General features: G+C 53.1%; 19 protein-coding genes. 9 read left to right on the forward strand and 10 right to left on the reverse strand.

Annotated elements, in window-relative coordinates; translation table 11 throughout:
- The first annotated feature begins 201 nt into the window (after nt 1-201).
- Nucleotides 202-1998, forward strand: coding sequence for a hypothetical protein (locus tag QEH53_RS15330; protein WP_309024092.1), 1797 nt, complete (start codon nt 202-204; stop codon nt 1996-1998).
- 40 nt (nt 1999-2038) lie between these two features.
- Entirely contained in the window at nt 2039-2509 is a 471-nt protein-coding gene (locus tag QEH53_RS15335) for a DUF3592 domain-containing protein (protein WP_309024093.1), read from the forward strand.
- A gap of 265 nt (nt 2510-2774) precedes the next feature.
- Here QEH53_RS15335 and QEH53_RS15340 read toward each other — a convergent pair whose 3' ends face one another.
- Nucleotides 2775-3344, reverse strand: a complete 570-nt coding sequence (locus QEH53_RS15340; RefSeq protein WP_345785729.1) for a tRNA-uridine aminocarboxypropyltransferase — start codon at nt 3342-3344, stop codon at nt 2775-2777.
- Nucleotides 3345-3673: 329 nt separating this feature from the next.
- Here QEH53_RS15340 and QEH53_RS15345 point away from each other — a divergent pair, with 329 nt between their 5' ends.
- From QEH53_RS15345 to QEH53_RS15360, 4 genes are all read left to right on the forward strand, one after another.
- Nucleotides 3674-4054, forward strand: a complete 381-nt coding sequence (locus tag QEH53_RS15345) for a GntR family transcriptional regulator (RefSeq protein ID WP_309024094.1) — start codon at nt 3674-3676, stop codon at nt 4052-4054.
- Entirely contained in the window at nt 4051-4980 is a 930-nt protein-coding gene (locus tag QEH53_RS15350) for a slipin family protein (RefSeq protein ID WP_309024095.1), read from the forward strand. Before QEH53_RS15345 ends, QEH53_RS15350 begins: the two co-directional genes overlap by 4 nt.
- 378 nt (nt 4981-5358) lie before the next feature.
- On the forward strand, nt 5359-5625 hold the full coding sequence (locus QEH53_RS15355) for a Precorrin-3B methylase (RefSeq protein ID WP_345785731.1): 267 nt from the start codon (nt 5359-5361) through the stop codon (nt 5623-5625).
- Nucleotides 5626-5898: 273 nt separating this feature from the next.
- Entirely contained in the window at nt 5899-8439 is a 2541-nt protein-coding gene (locus QEH53_RS15360) for a WD40 repeat domain-containing protein (RefSeq protein WP_309024097.1), read from the forward strand.
- A gap of 11 nt (nt 8440-8450) precedes the next feature.
- Here the strand turns inward: QEH53_RS15360 and QEH53_RS15365 are convergent, their stop codons facing one another.
- From QEH53_RS15365 to QEH53_RS15380, 4 genes are all read right to left on the reverse strand, one after another.
- A complete protein-coding gene (locus QEH53_RS15365; RefSeq protein WP_309024098.1) occupies nt 8451-9131 on the reverse strand; it encodes a hypothetical protein in 681 nt (226 codons plus the stop codon).
- Nucleotides 9132-9215: 84 nt separating this feature from the next.
- A complete protein-coding gene (locus QEH53_RS15370) occupies nt 9216-10046 on the reverse strand; it encodes a transglutaminase family protein (RefSeq protein ID WP_309024099.1) in 831 nt (276 codons plus the stop codon).
- A 282-nt stretch (nt 10047-10328) separates the two neighbouring features.
- Nucleotides 10329-10562, reverse strand: coding sequence for a helix-turn-helix transcriptional regulator (locus tag QEH53_RS15375; RefSeq protein WP_345785730.1), 234 nt, complete (start codon nt 10560-10562; stop codon nt 10329-10331).
- 1 nt (nt 10563) lies between these two features.
- Complete coding sequence (locus QEH53_RS15380) at nt 10564-11025, reverse strand: hypothetical protein (RefSeq protein ID WP_309024100.1); 462 nt, start codon at nt 11023-11025, stop codon at nt 10564-10566.
- Nucleotides 11026-11219: 194 nt separating this feature from the next.
- On the opposite strand from QEH53_RS15380, the gene QEH53_RS15385 reads away from it, so the two are divergent.
- Nucleotides 11220-11492 (forward strand): ribosomal protein L7/L12, encoded by a 273-nt coding sequence (locus tag QEH53_RS15385; RefSeq protein ID WP_309024101.1) that lies wholly within the window; start codon nt 11220-11222, stop codon nt 11490-11492.
- On the opposite strand, the gene QEH53_RS15390 is transcribed toward QEH53_RS15385, so the two are convergent.
- Nucleotides 11489-12070 (reverse strand): rhomboid family intramembrane serine protease, encoded by a 582-nt coding sequence (locus QEH53_RS15390; protein WP_309024102.1) that lies wholly within the window; start codon nt 12068-12070, stop codon nt 11489-11491. The genes QEH53_RS15385 and QEH53_RS15390 overlap by 4 nt on opposite strands.
- Before the next feature lie 2 nt (nt 12071-12072).
- On the opposite strand from QEH53_RS15390, the gene QEH53_RS15395 reads away from it, so the two are divergent.
- Nucleotides 12073-12201, forward strand: a complete 129-nt coding sequence (locus tag QEH53_RS15395) for a hypothetical protein (protein ID WP_309024103.1) — start codon at nt 12073-12075, stop codon at nt 12199-12201.
- Between the two features lie 62 nt (nt 12202-12263).
- Complete coding sequence (locus QEH53_RS15400; protein WP_309024104.1) at nt 12264-13196, forward strand: formate/nitrite transporter family protein; 933 nt, start codon at nt 12264-12266, stop codon at nt 13194-13196.
- Between the two features lie 49 nt (nt 13197-13245).
- On the opposite strand, the gene QEH53_RS15405 is transcribed toward QEH53_RS15400, so the two are convergent.
- The 4 genes from QEH53_RS15405 to QEH53_RS15420 form a co-directional block, all read right to left on the reverse strand.
- Nucleotides 13246-13671: an Rrf2 family transcriptional regulator gene (locus QEH53_RS15405; protein ID WP_309024105.1), complete on the reverse strand. Its 426-nt coding sequence runs from the start codon at nt 13669-13671 to the stop codon at nt 13246-13248.
- A 602-nt stretch (nt 13672-14273) separates the two neighbouring features.
- Entirely contained in the window at nt 14274-16643 is a 2370-nt protein-coding gene (locus QEH53_RS15410; protein ID WP_309024106.1) for a heavy metal translocating P-type ATPase metal-binding domain-containing protein, read from the reverse strand.
- The gene (locus QEH53_RS15415; RefSeq protein WP_309024107.1) at nt 16634-17338 is read right to left on the reverse strand and encodes a sulfite exporter TauE/SafE family protein; all 705 of its coding nucleotides are present in this window, start codon (nt 17336-17338) and stop codon (nt 16634-16636) included. Before QEH53_RS15415 ends, QEH53_RS15410 begins: the two co-directional genes overlap by 10 nt.
- Nucleotides 17335-17493 carry a hypothetical protein gene (locus tag QEH53_RS15420; protein WP_309024108.1) on the reverse strand — a complete coding sequence of 53 codons (159 nt, stop codon included), beginning with the start codon at nt 17491-17493 and terminating at the stop codon, nt 17335-17337. Before QEH53_RS15420 ends, QEH53_RS15415 begins: the two co-directional genes overlap by 4 nt.
- Between the last annotated feature and the right edge of the window lies 1 nt (nt 17494).

Genomic DNA, 17494 nt, shown 5'->3' on the forward strand with positions numbered 1-17494 from the left:
GACGGGCTAGATCCTCTACCATGGCCCCTCGCCGGTCTCCGAAAATCCAAACGCAGTATTACCGCCCCCTACCTAAGAAAATAGAAGCGCGTTATCCCTGTATCCGAAAATGCGGAGGTTAACATAGACTTCTACTGATCGAGGACCGATCTTCCATTGTATAATCAGATTGCTCGGCAGGAAATTAGAATCGATTGAAAATTGCCTACCTCCAAAACGTTCGTGGCATTCTCCATCCTTGCCTATCGCCGCGATTCACTATGGATTCTAGGCATGCGCCCGTCCAACTACCTCGAGAAAGTCGCCCTCTATCTCAACAAGCGGAAAGCAGCCATCGTTATATCGATGGGAATCGCTACCGCTTTTTTCCTCACCGGCTGCGGTGGCAACTCACAACCGCGAGGAATCGGCCCTCTCGCCAATGTCGTTTTTTCGGGGTCAGTCGACGGCTGGACCGGTTCGTTAGAAGACGGCATTTACTGGCTAGAAAATTCAGCAGGCGATCCCAACGACATTCGCTACTTCTATACGTCCCCCACAGCTGGCAAAAATGGAGAACGTAGTGCCAAGGTGGAGGTCAAAACCGCTGAAATGAACGCGGAGGCGAGAGCCGGGTTGCTCTATGCCTACCGCGAATCACCCAGATTCTATTACCTCATCGTAGCGAGCAACAGCGGTGCAGTGGATATTTATCAGCGCGACGGAAACGACTTCCGACTCACGCAATCGAACTCTATCAGCCTCAAGAAAGATGGTACGGTCCAACTCGAGGCCATCGAAAAGGGCAGAGAACTTACCGTGATCGCAAACGGAAAGAAACTGGCCACAATAGAGAACGACAACATCGGCACCGGCACGCTCGGCATAGCTGCCTTTGGATTAGGGAAGTTTGGCTTTACCAACTACGAGCAAAGCCCTGACGAGGCAGCCCAAACCGCTAACAAGGAAACAGCGAAATCACCTGCCCAGATAAAAAGCCCTACCTCGAGTTCACAAAAGAATTTAACGATGTTGGACTTTAAAGATCCGAAAAACGGCATGGTCCAGCACCGTTCGCCGTATCCAAAAGGCTGGAGGTACGACACCAATCCAAACGATCAACTCGTCATGACCGGCCCCAACGGGGTGCAAGTCTACCAGACCGACTCCGGTCGATACGTTTACTCCAACGATCCATCAGCCATCCAGTCAGCCCGCATGCAAGGGGCCCAAGTCGCCCCGCCCATGGCCCTACCCGATTTTCTGCAGCAACAATATTCTCCGTACATGCAGCAGCGGGGATTTCGACTCACCAACAGCTATCCCATGCCAGAAATCAAAAGCTTCTGGGAGTTGCTTGGTGCATCCATGCCACAAGGTCTAAGTCGCAAACAATTCGAAGTGATCGGCGCGGAATGGGAGAATAGTAATGCCCAGCGAGCCTTCACCATTTTAGTGCTCTCTATCCTTCAAGACCAAACTTACGTCACCTGGAACGTAAACGCCGGTGAGCTTTACGCATCGAATTCTGAATACGAAACCGCCAAAGCCGCTTACGTCTATGGAGCGAGCAACATCGAAATGAATCCCGATTGGCAGATCGCCAAAAACAACGAATTGCTAGCCCAAATCCGAGCCAATACCCAGTATTGGGATGCCCGTACCAAAGAAAGCCAGATCCAGCACATCAGTCGCATGAATGCGATTCTCGCCAGAGGCGAAGCCAGCTCCAGCATCGCAAAGATAAACAGCGACATCCTAGACATCAGCCACGCCGGCTACCTAAAGCGAAGCGACATGGTGAGCGCCGGCCAGGCAAAGTCAGTAAACATGATCGGCGAGCATTCAGTGATATCAAACCCCACCACTGGCGAACTGTACAAAGTCGACGCCGGAGCCCAAAACTACTGGGTCAACGCCGATGGAAAGTACTTCCCTACCGACAACACGCTCTACGACCCTCGAACCGACATCAGCATAAGCGACCAGCAATGGGAGCGCTTCGAAGTCGTCGAGTAGAGACTGTAGTTGCTCAGTACTGACAATTACCAACTGCAAAATGACTCGCACCCCATGGGTAATTGCCATCGCCGCCCTACTAGGGCTCTGTTTTTCAATGTTGCTCACATCGTTAGCGACACATGCCCTTTTTCCCGATGACTGGCTGCCCGTCGAGGCAGAGATCAAAGCCACGCGCGTCGTAAGTTCCCGCGAAGGCAGCCTTACTTGGTCACTCCTCGCAGACGTCGCCTACGAAGTGGACGGAATGCCCTACGTGAAGTCGGGTTTAAAGATTCTGCACAAAACGGAGCGAGAGGATACCTTAGACAGCCAAGGTCAGTGGCGCGTCGGAAAATCATTCACCATCTATGTAAAGGCAGACGACCCTCAACGGATCTCCCTCCTCGCAGATGGAGGTCGCGAATCCCTCGTAGTCGCAATCACCGTACTGACGCCCGCCTTTTTGATAGTAACATTTTTCACGGCATTTTTGATAAGAAGAAGTAGGCTAAAATCCTCTAACCGATAAAAAAGGATTCCGCGTAGCAGTTATTTCTAGATCAACGAAGTGGAACCTTCATCGCCAACTACTCACCCACTGCGTCAAGCCCCTCGTTGCTGAAGGCAATGGCCAACTCTTCGCAGCCAAGTGGTTGATCAACGTGGGAGGTGAAGGTGTGTCGCGATAGACTTCGTCACTCCCCTGGTAGTCATCAGACTGCGCTTCACAAAAAGCATATCAGACTCACCTTCGTGCTCATCTGTATCTCTTCGTAGGTGAAAAAAAATCCCCTTCAAAACACCTTTCGCCGCTTCGAAGGATTATACCGCCCCACCCGCTTCGCACGTTCCTTCCGCGGAACGAAATCTGGCGGCTGGTTCTCCTGCTCGCACTTCACCTGGAAAGCCTGCATCTCAGCAAACAGGTCAAGCATCTGCTCAGGCTCAGCGTACTCGTCCAAACCACTCCGCTCTAGGGCAATCAGCAACTCGTGAGCTGCTTCCAAGGTCGATAAACAACCCGCTTCCGGCTGACGCTTGATCACATAGCGGCTCGGATGCGCATTCGAAAACATGACTCTAGGCAAGCGCTGCAGACACTCGCTGAAGCGTAACATCGGCCGCACCATCCTCCACGTCCCGTCCAGCAGGAAAACAACCAAACGCCGACCGCTAAGGTCCTCTGCTTGCAATTCCCCTTTCGAGAGGTCGCGGGCTTCCTTCCCGGGAAATAGCAGAACCGGATAATTCTTCGGATCGTCGATCAAAGCCTGCACTGACTCATTCTCGTCGAACCGATCGCCCACGATCAACTCGCTTTCCGCCAAGCAATGGTGAGTCAGCCGCCCTGTATTCAGTTTCACATGACGATACTCGTAAGGATGCATAAAATAACGAACTTCGTCCGCGTCGCCATTGGCACGACCCGCCCACACCAGCAGAGCTGCAGCGGCCTGCTACATCGATAACACATCTCCCTACTCATATCCCGCGACCATCGACACCAGTCTCTCCAAGGCCAGCGAAATCGCTCACCTCTGGCTGATCGGAATTGCGAGGATCGCGTCCGTATCCCCGCTATTCAAAAAAGTCGTTGACACTTCCAATAAAGAACCAGATAACTGGTGTACTATACTTATAGTACAATGTTACGCAAGATTGAGAGCGCGACATAGCAGAGAGGAGAAATGAAATGCTTGATTTTCAATTAGACCCGAGAAGCGGAGTCCCCTTCTACCGCCAGATCATCGATCAGATCCGTTTCGGAATGGCGACAGGCAGAGTCAAGGTTGGCGACCAGCTTCCCACGGTCCGCGCCTTGGCAGTGCAACTGAAGGTAAATCTGAATACAGTCACCAAGGCATACAAGGAGCTGGAAATTCAAAAGATTCTAGAGACGCAGCAAGGCACTGGAACTTTTATCGGATCGATCAAAGTCAATGTATCGACGAAGGAGAAGCAGGCTAAGCTGAAGAGCATCTGCGAAGATTACGTGAATGCAGCCGCTGTATACGGGATCACTCCTAAGCAACTTATCGAAGAACTGAAAAAACATGAAGGGAACTCCAAATGAGAAACATTAGATCGAATGAATCGGGAATCAGGACAGATGGTGGTTTAAGCATCGTCTCGCTTACGGTAGGCGTGATCCTAATCGGTACCCCGCTTGTACTCCTAAACATGGAGCTCATCCCTCCATTCGTCGCAGCGATCGCAAGCGTGATTGGATTGTTCATCGCATATTCGATTAGAATAGCCAACCAATGGGAGAAGGCGGTCGTGCTTCGAATGGGTAAGTTCGTAGGTCTGAAGGGACCAGGCGTTTTCTTCGTAATTCCCATTATCGAACGGGTTGACCTCTTCATCGACCAGCGTGTCCGAGTGACCGATTTCCACGCCGAAAAAACTTTAACCAAAGACACGGTTCCGGTGAATGTTGATGCGGTCGTGTATTGGATGGTTTGGGACGTCGAAAAGGCCGCCCTCGAAGTAGAGAAGTACTACGAAGCGGTTGCATTCATTGCGCAAACGGGTCTGCGCGATATCATTGGTAGACATGAACTGGCAGAGCTGCTCCAGCACCGCGAAAAGGTGGGCGAGGCACTGCAAAAGACCTTGGACGAGCATACTAATCCTTGGGGTATCACCTGCCAGACGGTCGGTATAAAGGATATCATCATCCCCGAAGCCCTCGCCGATGCGATGAGCAAACAAGCGCAAGCGGAACGAGAGCGGCAAGCTCGTATCATCCTAGGCACTGCTGAAACAGAGATCGCAGAAAAGTTTGCCAAAGCGAGCGATCAATACCGAAACAATCCCACCGCTCTTCAACTCCGTGGCATGAACATGCTCTTCGAGGGATTGAAGGAAAAAGGCTCTCTTATCATCGTCCCAAGCTCAGCCTTAGACTCCATGAATCTCGGAGCAATCGGGGGACTTTCCGCCCTTGCAGAGCAACAGAAAAACGAAGAATTAAGAGGTCAGAAAGGCCATACTTAAACCTCGGTCTTTCATAGGCAACTGCACTCTGTCGAGGAATCGCAATGGCATCGCCCTTTTGAATATGAAAAGAGCTCGGAAACCTTTTGGTCCGAGCTCTCCGCAAGTATTTCATCAGAGCGAACTGTTCCCGAATTTACGCGTTCGCAGCATCTGTAGCCAGAGTGACAGAGAGAGCTATGATGATCAAAATTGAATAGGTGATAATGAGTGTCATTGTTAGTAGTGTTGGATGTTTTAGGACTTGATACTAGCAAGTACCCATCTGCCGCCCAAAGGTGACAAAGTTTTTTAGAGAAACTCAAATCGACCGTTCCATACTCCACCTTGCTCTTCGGAATAATTGAAATCCTGCATCCCACCGCCCTCGCCCAAACCATGCCCGCGAAACCGAAGAAACCCCTTCAAGGCAAAGCCCTCGTCAAAGAGGTCTGTCGGCGTATCCGCCTGGCAATGACATTTTGGAAGCAGCACCGCAACGCCCCTTGTCGCGGCGAACGTGAGAAAGCGATCGCTCTCTATGAAACGCTCACCGCAGAACAAAAAGAGCAGATTCCCCAAGATCTGAGAGTCTGGCTGCGCTACCGCAGCGAGAAATATTTCGGCCCGCAGAATACGCCACCCAGCTCAAAGCAAAAGGACTGACTGGCAACAATCCGAGCCCGAGCGGGATCGGCGAAAAAAGGCGAACCGGCGCCGCTGTATTCGATTTTACGTGACAGTGCTCGCGTGGATGCACTTTGAACAGGAGTTTCGTCCGCGTCACTGTCAGCAAAGAAAACGTTTTCCTAGGTCCGTGGCCCGATAGGACCGTCACCTATGACTGACCACCACGCTTGAAGGGGCTCGCTTTTCTGTTGAAACGAACCGTAAAAGCGCGGATCCTCCCAGGGTAGTTACCCGCAAACAAAATTCAAAATGAGTTTCCCCATCGCAACCGGCATTTGCTCACTTGTCCTCTCAACATTCACGGCACTGCCGCTAACTGGACGTACCCTTCTTGCGCCAAGTAACAATCTCATAGCTTCCACCAGAATTCTACCGGGATCGGAACGCCTCCTCCCGCAGTCAACTCTGCAAGTCACCACACAGTCGAATACGATCCCTCAGCGTTTCACGTATTTCGACCTTGATAGCGGCGAGCTCACCTTCAGCCAACAGAACGTTCCGGGAGCCGCCCCGATCGTCGGCTACCATCCGACTAGCGGAAGGTACCTCACTCTCAGTCCAGAGCTCGAACTTCGGGTCCACGACGAGGGTGCCGAAGTACTATCTGTCGACTTGGATGTGTCTAGGGGCGTCCCCTCCCTACTCGACGATGGTGATCGTATCTTCATCTCGGGTGCTAGAAGCTTCGGGCCAGAGCCTGAGAATTCTCTTCTATTCTCGATTTCTCAAAACGCCACGGTCTGGCAGGAGGAAGGCACCTTCAGTCCATCCGCGGATCAAAGCCGGGCTGTCGAGGTGCAACCGCTCGGCCCCTTCACCACTAATTTTGGCGTCGGTATCTCCGCCATCAAGACCCTGGACCTATCGGACGGTGCAATCATTTCCGATATCGATCTTAACACCGCCTACCCAAGCAACTCCTATCTCCTAGCTGCGGAGTCCGCAGACCAACACTTCCTCCTGCTCCTCGGACCGTCTTTCGCCGACCCGAACTCGCTCCAAGAGCCGCAGCCCAGTATTCTTATCGTGGATACATCTAAGGGAACCGCCAAACCACTCGAAAACACGGAAAGCCTCTCTCCCTACCTGCCCACTACGTTTAGCCCCAACGGCTCAATCTTCCTGCTCTGGGACAGTCAAAACAGAATCATGAGAGCCTTCCGCAGCTCCGATGGCAGCCCTCTTTTCTCAACAGCCGCGTCCTCTCCGGTCGCCGCTTTCTCGCAAGACGAGCAAACACTCTATCTTGCAGCAGAACAGTTAGGCACAATCAATGCCCTCAACCCCCAAAACGGGCAATTAAGGAATAACTACGACCTGCCTTCCGGCAGCACTATCACCACTCTTGCAGTCTCACCGAATGGGAGGTATCTAGCCGCCACAGCGGGCAGCACTGCCTTTCAAATCGACCTTCAAACGGAGACCGCCGACCCGTTTCCCGTTCTCGACACCGCGTACCTCGGTATCACGTTTTCGCACGATTCTCGTCACTGGATTCTCACATCGATCACTGACGAAACCATCGCAGTCCAGAGCTCGAATCCTTCAAGCTGGCAACGCATCACCTATCCCTCCGCAATCGAACTTCTCGCTGCGCCTAGCTCGGACACACTCACCTACCTCAACAGCTCGAACGCGTTAGTCGACCGGCAACTCAGCACCGGCGAAATCAGCATGTCGCGCCTAGCCAACGAGGGAGCAAACTCTTCTAGCGTACTCGCTGCCTCCGCCTCGGCCCTACTCGTATTGCGTATCGAAATCATCCAATCCGACGAGATTCAAGGGCAGTCAGAGAGCATACACCTTGTCGATGTAAAAACCGGATTGAGCCTATGGGAAACGCCGCTCAGCAGCTTCACACTTAGCCAATCCGCTATCGATAGTTCTGGGGAAATCGTCGCCGCAATCGAACGCGCCCAACCTTTCCGGTTTCCGAACAACGACAATCTGCTCGTCGCCTACCGCAAACCCGAGAATACGCCTTTTCTCAGTCTCGACAACGCCAATGGTAATTTCCTAGCAACCGCAGTTTCGGAAGATGGCGCGCTCATCGCCGCGCTTCAGCTCGAGTCGAGTAAATCTGCCCGACCCCGGCTCTTCCGTAGCGCAGATAGCTCCGAGATAAGCTTGCCCGAAACAGCTAACGGGAACTGGAACCAAATTCAGTTCGCTCCAAACGGCAACCGCCTCTACCTCTTCCCCTCTTCCAGTCAACTGAGCCGCGTTTTCTACCAAGTCGCTTACCTCGACCTCGAGGAAGGGGGTGCCTTAGAAACGGTGTCTCTTTACGGCGAAGCACCCGGTGCCCTCCTCGATGCCAGCCCCGATGGTCGCTATCTCGTCGCTCTGTCACGAACGCAAAAACTCATCCTCATCGACCTCGAACGAGAGAGGGTGGCCGACGAAGCTATCGTAAACTGGACTCCGACCAACGTATTCTTTACGAGCTTCGGGCCCGCGTCCGAACAGGCCATCTTCGCGAGCGACTCTCGAAGCTTTTTCTTTCGAGACAGCCAACAAAGCATCCGACGCTGGCACCTCCAGACTTTTGCTCCAGTTACGGCAAAACTCGTAACAGCTAACGGGAACCGCTTCCTAACGTATCCACGCGATTCTAGCTCAAACTACCTTCTAGAAGGATCTACAAACTTGAGCGACTGGGAGGTAGAACAAGAGTTCGAAGGGAGCAGCGAACCACTGGAGATCCCTTTCGACCCTCCGATCGGACAAGCTCGACAATTCTACCGGCTTCTCAAGTCTGACCCAGCGCCCCCGCCCGCGACCGAGTAAGGCTAAGAGCCTCAAGGCTGCTGGAGAAGACGACTCCTTTGCACGACAACCGGTGCATCGTAGTCGCTGTTGTCGATGATCAAGTGCGAGCGTTCGATAGGAAAGTGACGCTCACGATACAGACGTTGACCCGGCAGGTAGCGATTCAGGTACTTGCGCTTGAGCGTATCCACTCCGCCGAGACGCTCTAGATCACGGTTAAGAGCCCGCTGCAAAATCGTCTCCTCGTCAGCATCTACAAAAATCCGGTAGTCGAATAGATCGCCTAGTTGGTCGCAGAAAAGCATCACTCCCTCGAAGATCAATATAGAATCGGGTTGAGCCTTCTCGAATGCGGCATTAGTCTCGCTATCGCTCACGAAATCATAAAGCGATGGAGTGTATTCAAGGCTTCCTGACGGTCCTAGAGGAACAAGCACCTGATCGATTGCAGCCTGCTTGTTGAAGGAATCCTCGACGTAGCCCTTCACTGAGCCCTCGCCTTGGCTGTACCGAACCTCCGGCGGATGATGAAAGCCATCGATCGAAGCACGAATCACGTGCCTCCCCATGGCCTCGAGGGGGGCGACCAAGCTATCGGCGAAAACCGTTTTGCCCGAGGCGCTACATCCATCTATCCCCACCCGCACGGGGTGGGTAAGGTCCATAGCCGCTATTGCCGCGGCTGCTTCCTGCAATACTGCCTTTAGCATTCAGAAAGGCCTAAGCAGCGATTTCCAATTTTGGAAGCGACTATTTTTGAGAGGCAAAAGTTTCGATAACTGCCTCCTCTCCTTTCATTTCAACGGATCAGTGTCGCGCACAATCTCGTATTGGTTATCCAAACGTAAACTCAGGTCGATCGGATCTCCTACCCCGACTGTGTCACGAGGAACTTGATACGCCCACACATCAAAGTAGGTCAAAGTGGCTCCGCCAAAAATCGTAGAAAAAGCTCCGTCCACTGCGTCTTGCCCGCAGGCGAGCTTTACGCGCCCGATTCGCGGTACGTTAAACCGAGCGTCAATGGTATGCCAATTCCCTCCCAGATAGACTTCCGCATAAGCGTGGAAGTCCATGTGACCATCTGGCTCGGGATAACCGATATCCGGCAGGTGGCCAGTGACGTAACGAGTCGGAACATTGAAGGCACGGTTCAGGGCCACCGCGAGATGGGCAAAGTCGCGACAGACTCCGAATCCACGCTGCTGCACATCCCAAGCGGAGAGGTCTGCCTGTCCGGACAGGTAGCGGTATTCAATGTTTTCATGCACCCACTTGCTGATCGCCTGCACACGCGGCCAACCGTGCTCGATGTGGCCGAAGTTTTGCCAGGCGAAGTCGGTCAGCTTGTCCGAGTCACAATAGCGGCTGGGCAAAGTATAACGAAGCAATTCGGAGGGCAGGTCCGCGGGCTGGGTCGGCGTCTTGTCAGGCAGGTCGGCATTGTCGGGTGCCGAGCTGACTCTTATGATCGCATCGTGACGGAAAACGTTGCTGCCGGGCTGAAGTCGCACGCGATGCACAAGGTTGCCGTGGCTGTCCACGAAGGCATTGTCTATCAGGTCGTTCCCCAGAGACAGCGCTTGGAAGACGACCTCGTTGCGCGAGCTCTCAGTAGGTTGCAAATTGAGTAGCAGGCTCGCGGAACCTGTCACCTCATAGGCAAGGCTACACCCCACACGAACAGTGATATCAAAAGGAGATAGATTAGAATTTGTCGGCGTCATAGTGCTCCAGCGGCCTTGACCATTGAGTTAGCTCAAGTGAGCCAAACCCTCGCAAATCCTAATCAGCGACGCCTTCCCCTAGCAATGGAATTCTAATTCCACAACGGCTCCAGACGCGCAAACAAAACAGTTTGTCACCTGCGTACCTAAAATCTAACTACACAGAAACCCTATAAACGCTCACTTGGAGTCATCTTGCGAAGGAAGATACTGGAATACCTCTCCGAGCTCCTTGTCGAATACTTCAGCGATCTTGAAAGCCAGCTCCAAGGTCGGCGAATAACGAGCCGCCTCAATCGCCAAGATCGTCTGGCGGGTAACGCCTACCTTCTCCGCCAGAAGCTGTTGCGTCATCTCAGCAGCCTCGAAGCGCAGGCGGCGAATCGAATTCGCGATGGGAAGTTTCTTCGCCATCTTAAACCAACCCCCTGCGGTAATAGACGATTTGAGTAACGCTTTGCACCAAGCCGCTGAGCGACGCCACTATGAAAAGCGCGTGCACCAGCAAATTCGTCGTTTCGATCTGCACCCCACTGAGCTCCGCTTTTCGTTCATTGAACAAGGCCAAAAAGATCACTCCCATCAAGGATATCGACATCACCCAATAGGCGTTCCGAAATCCTTGCAGGTCAATTGCCTTGTCCATCTCGTCTTTCGCATCCTTCGCGTCCTCGCTCAAAACGTGGTTTAAGATCGCAAGCACGATACCCATCACGATCGAAACCACCACGACCTTGACGATAAACGGAAGGAAGTAGCTCAACTCTGCATAAAAGCCGCCTTCTACACTCGAGAGCGTTATTAAATAATAACCTACGGCCCAAGCGGCGACCAATAGCTCGATCCAGTTATTTCGTTCCTGATAAGACGTTTTCATAAGTTTATGAGTTAAAGTTAACATTCCTCGTGTTAAGTATTCTTTACCTAAAGTATACTAGCTTCTACAATGTCAAGAATTCTTTACTTCATGTCTGGAAAGAAAGACACCATTTACCTGACCCAAGCTTTGCCTCGAACTGCAAATGACCTACACTACTTGGATTAACCTCAGCCCTAAACCGCTTCACTAAGATGCCCGAGAAACTCAGCGACGAACAGATGAACCGTCTTTCGGAGGCCCTCGAAAAAGGGCGAAAGATCGACGCTATCAAAGCCTATCGAGACGCGACTGGGATCGGCCTGAAGGATGCGAAGGTCGCGGTTGAAAAGCTGCACGCGGACCTGCACGAGCAGTATCCAGATCGCTACCCCGCCCCTTCCACATCGGTCGGATGCGGCTCCAGCGCAGCGCTGTTCGCCTTGGCCTGCGGCTTGGTTTACCTCATTTCCCTGTCACCGGCCTAGCGCCAGCTGGGCTTGGAGCGTACAGCGAGCACCACTCCCGCCAAGAAACCGAAGAGGTGACCTTCCCACGAGATGCGAGCATCCGTGGGCAGGATTCCCCAGATCATCCCACCGAAGAGGAGCATTACTCCAGTGGAAATTACGATCGAGCTGATGCGGCCGTCGTAGATCCCCCGCGTCATGATGTATCCAAAATAGCCGAACACCAATCCGCTGGCGCCGATGTGGGATGCATCCCGAGCGAGCAGCCAGACCCCCAATCCTGCATAAAGGGTGATCATGAGGCTCAAGCCAATGAATTGCCAACTCGAACTGCGAAGCGAGATGATCGCACCAAATACAATTAAGGTAACCGAGTTGTTCATGAGGTGCGTTCGATCCGCATGCACGAAGGGCCAAGTCAATACGCCATAGAGTTTGCTCCAGTTACGCGGCTGCACACCATAGTCGCTTAGGTCGAGACTGCCAACCAGGCCGACTAAGTAGACGAGCCATATGACACTCACCAAAGCCAGCAAACCACTAAGCTTGCCCTTAGCGATCAAGTCCCCTCCTAGTCTTTGAAATCTCGATACCATTCATGAAAGTCCGGACACTAGGTGCGCGCTACGCTCCGTCAATCTTACCGGACAATTTGTCGCAAAAGGTCTTCGAACTCGCATTCGAGAGCCGAAACCCGCATTTCACCTACACACGCAACATCCAATGACCGGCAATCGTACCGCTACCGGTGCTTGATCGCCAGTCCTCTCAGCCACACTTTCCACGCCAATGTCTGACTCAGAAGTAGAAAACGAAAAACCGCCGCTGCCGAAAGATCCAAAGCCACAAGATCCTCCGACCCGACGAGCGAAAGCTAAATTGCAGGAGGACGAGAAATACGTGCCGGTCATCATCAAACGCACGGACGAGTCTCGCCGCCATCCGGACGACACCTTGGAGCATACGATCCACGAGGGCCTAGAACAACTCAATCGCCCGTCCCTCTCCCTTTTTATATCGGCGATCGCGGCAGGCCTCATCCTCGGCTTTTCCGCTATGGCAGTGGGCGTCGTGCAAACCTACTTCGGGTCGGCCGAATCCACCCTCGTAGAGCGATTCGTGACCGCGCTGGTCTATCCACTTGGATTCGTGATTTGTGTGATGAGCGGTTCCGAACTCTTCACAGAGCACACCGCTACCGCCGTTTATCCAGTGCTCGATCGCCGTTCGACGGTCCAACGCCTCATTCGCCTCTGGTCCCTTGTTCTTAGCGGCAACCTAGTCGGAGCATTCATCAGTGCCTTGCTACTGCATTACGCCGAACCTGTCGTTGGGGCTGCCGTAGGCTACGTGGAAGTTGGTCACCATCTAACCCATTACGAAGCTTTACCTCTGTTCATTAGTAGCGTTCTGGCAGGATGGCTCATGGCTCAAGGCGGCTGGCTCGTCATGTCGACTCCAGCAAACCTCAGCCAAATGGCATGCATCTACCTCGTCACCTTCGTAATCGGCTTGGGCGGCTTTCATCATGCTATCGCAGGCAGCGTAGAAATCTTCATTGCCCGACTCACTAGCCCCGAGTTTACGATCGGCTCCATAATCCATTTCATGGCGTTCTCCATCGCCGGCAATACTGTCGGAGGAGCCGGATTCGTGGCCCTTCTGAACTACGCCCACGTGCGGCGTACCCGAAGTTTGGAAGACGAAGAAGAATCCGAATAGCAGATTTCTGAGAGTACGATCAGCCTAATCCAAAGGCGATAGACACATCTCAGCTCTCGCCGTAGCCCTTCTCGGGCTTGACCGGATGGTTCGTAAAAACCTCGAGGTTGGTATTGGAAAGCCAAGCCATCATTTCGTCGCGCTTGTCCTCCAGCTCATAGTGGAAGGGGCACGGGTCACCGTTTCCGCACCAGCCGGGACCGAAGGGACACATGAGAGATTCCTCCACCTTTTCGAAGAGCTTCACGATCTCCAGCAAGGTTATGTCGCTCGGCGCGCGGGAGAGAAAGAAACCACCACCAGGACCTGGAGTTCCGTTAACGAGACCAGCTGTCGACATCTGGGACATCAACTTCCCCACCAAGGGACGCGAAAGATTGCGGGCAGTCGCGATCTTCTGGGAATTCGCTTTGAATCCCTCCGTTTCATAGTTCGCAGCCAAGTAGCTAAGGCTAGCGATCGCGTAATTGGCCATTTTTCCGTAACCGAACATAAGTAGATCTAATTTCCCAAGTTATGGATACTAGGATGCCTTCAATAAAGACTTTTTTGTAATTTTATCTCCCTTTCGTCGATTCGCGGATCCCCGCTCATAGAATTGTATCAAAGCTTCGATACAAAAAGACCTGCAGACGAAGACTGAGAGCCTCGCCTGCAGGTGCGATTGAACAACGCTTTTACACCAAGAAAATTTTCGGTGATAACACCTTTGAATTTCTGTCAGCTAAGGAAGCCCTCACAAAAGGGCTTCCCTGCTTTGTGCCTAATCCAACTTGGCTCGTATATTGCCTGACAGAAATTCAAAGGCGAAATCGCCTTTCAGTTCCACTCGCTCCTTCTAGAAATCCCGCCCATTTTGGAGTAACTCTGTATTGTGCCTTTGCTCCGTTGAGCATGAGTTGTGTTGAGCTTGATTGTCTAGAGGAGCGCTTGAAACTGGAGATAAACCTAGGTCTGAATTTCGAGTACGCAAGCTTATTTGATGATAAACTTGTATTTTTTTATCTTATTCTTCGTTACAGCGAAAACCGTGTAGTCTCAGACATAATAGAATTCCTCTATAACACTCCCCTAGAGCTACTTAGAGATTCGTTTTCCGAGCATAGCCCACACAATCCCAAGACTCGCGATCGAACTCAAGGGCATCAAAACCGCTGCGACGAGCGGGGTAACCCACCCCACCAAGGAGAGGCCAATCGCAAAGAGATTGTAGGCAATCGCAAAGGCTAGCAGGGCGCGAACGGCCGCCTGCCTTTGACGCCCGATTTCAAGCAAGCTGCGGATCCCTCCGATTCCATTCCCTAGGTAGTGGAAGTCCGCCTTCTCGGCCACGATTCCCTGTTCGTTAGCGGGAGCTCCCGCACAAAGGGCGGACCGAAAAGCGAGCGTATCATTCGCTCCATCGCCCACCATTAAGGTTTGGTCGCCGTCGTGCGCATCTATCCATGCGGCTTTCTCCTCGGGTAGGAGATTTCCGAAAACAGTCTCCTCGCCCAAGCCCAAAGCCCGACCGATATTCTGAGCCTTCTCTTCTCGGTCACCGCTTAAGATCGCCAACTTCAGCCCTTCTTTCGCAAGCTCGCGGATTTCGCGACTCGAATCTGGCAATGGCAAATCCTCGAACTTAAGATCCACGAGCCGGCGACCATTAAACGAAAACACCGTCCCCTCGCCTGTTTCACCAGCCCAACCCGCTTTTCCTAGTCTCCAGACGAGACCTAGCTCCTTGAACTCGACCCCCAAGCCTACGTGTTCCTGCGGGGATACTCCTTCGGCTGCTTTGAAAAGCCCTTTCGCCATCAAATGCTCCCGAATGGTATTCGCGATCGGGTGACGCGACTTCGAGCACAGCGTACTCAAGACGTTCAGCTCGGACAGAGACAAACCTTGCACCGCCTCCGGATTGACGAGCGTCAAGGAGGACCGCGTCAGAGTACCGGTTTTATCGAATACAATCTGACGGACGCGCGAGAGCCGATTCCACAAGGAATGCGTCGTCACAAACACTCCTTGCTGCTTGAGCCGAGCCAAGGCGATTTCGTCGCCAAACGGCCACGCTATTCCCAAAGCGCAGGGACAAGATACCACCAAAACTGCAATGAAGACTTTCAGTCCCGCCGATAGGTCGCCCGCGGCCATCCAGCCGATACCGCCAAGCACCGCAATCGCGAAGGCTACCACGAGGTAACGAAAAATCCACTTTTGGGCCACCAGATCTCGCTCCAGCGAATGAGCGCCCCGGGAGCTAAGCTTGCTCAGCAGCGACTCGCTCCACTCTTCTTGGGCCTTCAATCGCACCGAAAATTGGTTCTCCAACTCCGCGCCAGACGGGGCTTCTCCATCGCGTTCGACGATACGTGACTCCGATTCGCCACTGATCCAATCCATCCCTAAACTCGCCCGCTCGCTCAACAAAGTCGAACGCACCGGTACGCGTTGCCCAGAAGGCAACCAGTACACTTCGTCCTCTCGAATCTGGTCCGCTCGAGCTTTAATACGGCTGCCATTGCTGCTTTCGATTTCGACCTCCGGGGCGTTCAGCTGGATATCCGCCAAGCGATTTCGGTTTCGCTCGATAGCAACTACCTGCAGCCAACGCCCTACCAGCATGAGAAAAACGAAAGTCGAAACGAAGTCGAAATACACCAGGTGATCATCTCCCCTCCAAACTCCGTACCAGCTTATCAAGTACGCAAAAACGATTCCAATGGAGATAGGCAGGTCCAAGTGAGCGATTCCCTGCAAAGCCGCTTTCGCCGCTTTGGCGATGAAATAGTTCCCGCAAAAGGCCAGGCTTAAGGTGGCGAAAAAGGCCGACAACCAATAGAAATGGGTCGCAACCAGAAAATCGGCTTCCATTCCTAAGTATCCAGGAAGCGTATACAGCATGCCATTGAGAGCAAAGGCACCCGCGAGGCCGAGCTTCCAAACCACTTTTCGCGACTCGGACTCGCCCGTTTCTCGGGCCGGACATACCCGATACCCGAACTGCTTGATGCGGCCGACAAAGCTCAAAACATCGAACTGCCCACTCTCCCACTCAATATCGATAGTTCCATATTGGACATTCACTCGACAGGAGACACCGCCATCCGCTTCGGAAAAGACGCGGTCGATCAGCCAAACGCAACCCACACAGGAAATACCTTCCAGAGCCAGGCTCAGGCTAGCGATCTTACCCTTGCCCTCGGCCCCCTCAACTAAAGCCTGCAACCATGGATAGTCTTGATTCTCAAAAACGCTGGATCCCACCGGACGGGAGACTGCTCCTCGAAGATCGTAAAACCGCTCTAGCGATTCGTCATGGATAATCCGATACACGTACTCGCAACCCGAGCAGCAGAATTTTTCCTTAGCCTGAACCGGACTGAACAGCGTTCCGCAATGCTCGCAAGCGACTTCTTTCGGGGAATCGTTTCGAGCAGATACCTTCTGCCCTATTTGCATATGCCCTCTCCAGAAACGATAGCCTGAGCGTCAGTTCCCATAAGCGCTCGCAGGCAAAGCAAACCAACCGCCAACAATGCCACGCCACGCCTTAAATAGCCAAGTTTTCGAGCATCCATACGGAGCGATAGCCACGCCCAGCCACCTTGGGCTAAGAGCATCAGGGGCATCGTTCCCGCTGCGAAGGAAGCCATAACAATGGCCCCTTGAGATCCCGAACCACTCATCGTGGTCGCCCAAAGCATCAGGTAGAGAGGCCCACACGGAATCAATGGCGTAAGCACGCCAAGCGAAAAGCCGCGGGTGTGCCCAGAAAGCCGATACGCACGCTGCACGATTCCGCGGCCCACTCCAGATTTCGCCTGCCACTTCGTAAGCGCTCCGTCTAAATTTAAGGCGAGCGCCACGAAGAAGGCAGCCAAGGCCCAAGGCGCGAAGCGAGCAGGATTTTCACCCACCCACGAGACGACACGGCTCCCGAGGGTGCCCACCAAGGCTCCTAGAAGGGTGTATGAAATCAAGCGTCCAAGATGATAGACTCCATGCGAAGGAAGTGCCGAGCGCCCCTTTTTTTGTCCAATCAAGGCGCAACTCAAAGGCCCGCACATCCCGACGCAGTGCAAGCTTACTAGCGCCCCTGCAACGAAGGCAGCAGCTGGACTGAGCAAAGCGTAGAGATTCCCGTCTTCAATCATTTCGACTGCTCCAATGGGATAGGCTCCATCGCGTTCTCAGAAGCCACCGTTATCAGAAAATACCAGGCTACGATCACGACCACGAACGCCAGAGTCACCCAAATACCGAGTGTGCGCCAACCGCCCTTTTTCGTCCTCTTCGATTCCTCTGTCATC

It is taken from the genome of Pelagicoccus sp. SDUM812002, from assembly GCF_031127835.1.
Classification (GTDB): Bacteria; Verrucomicrobiota; Verrucomicrobiia; order Opitutales; family Opitutaceae; genus Pelagicoccus.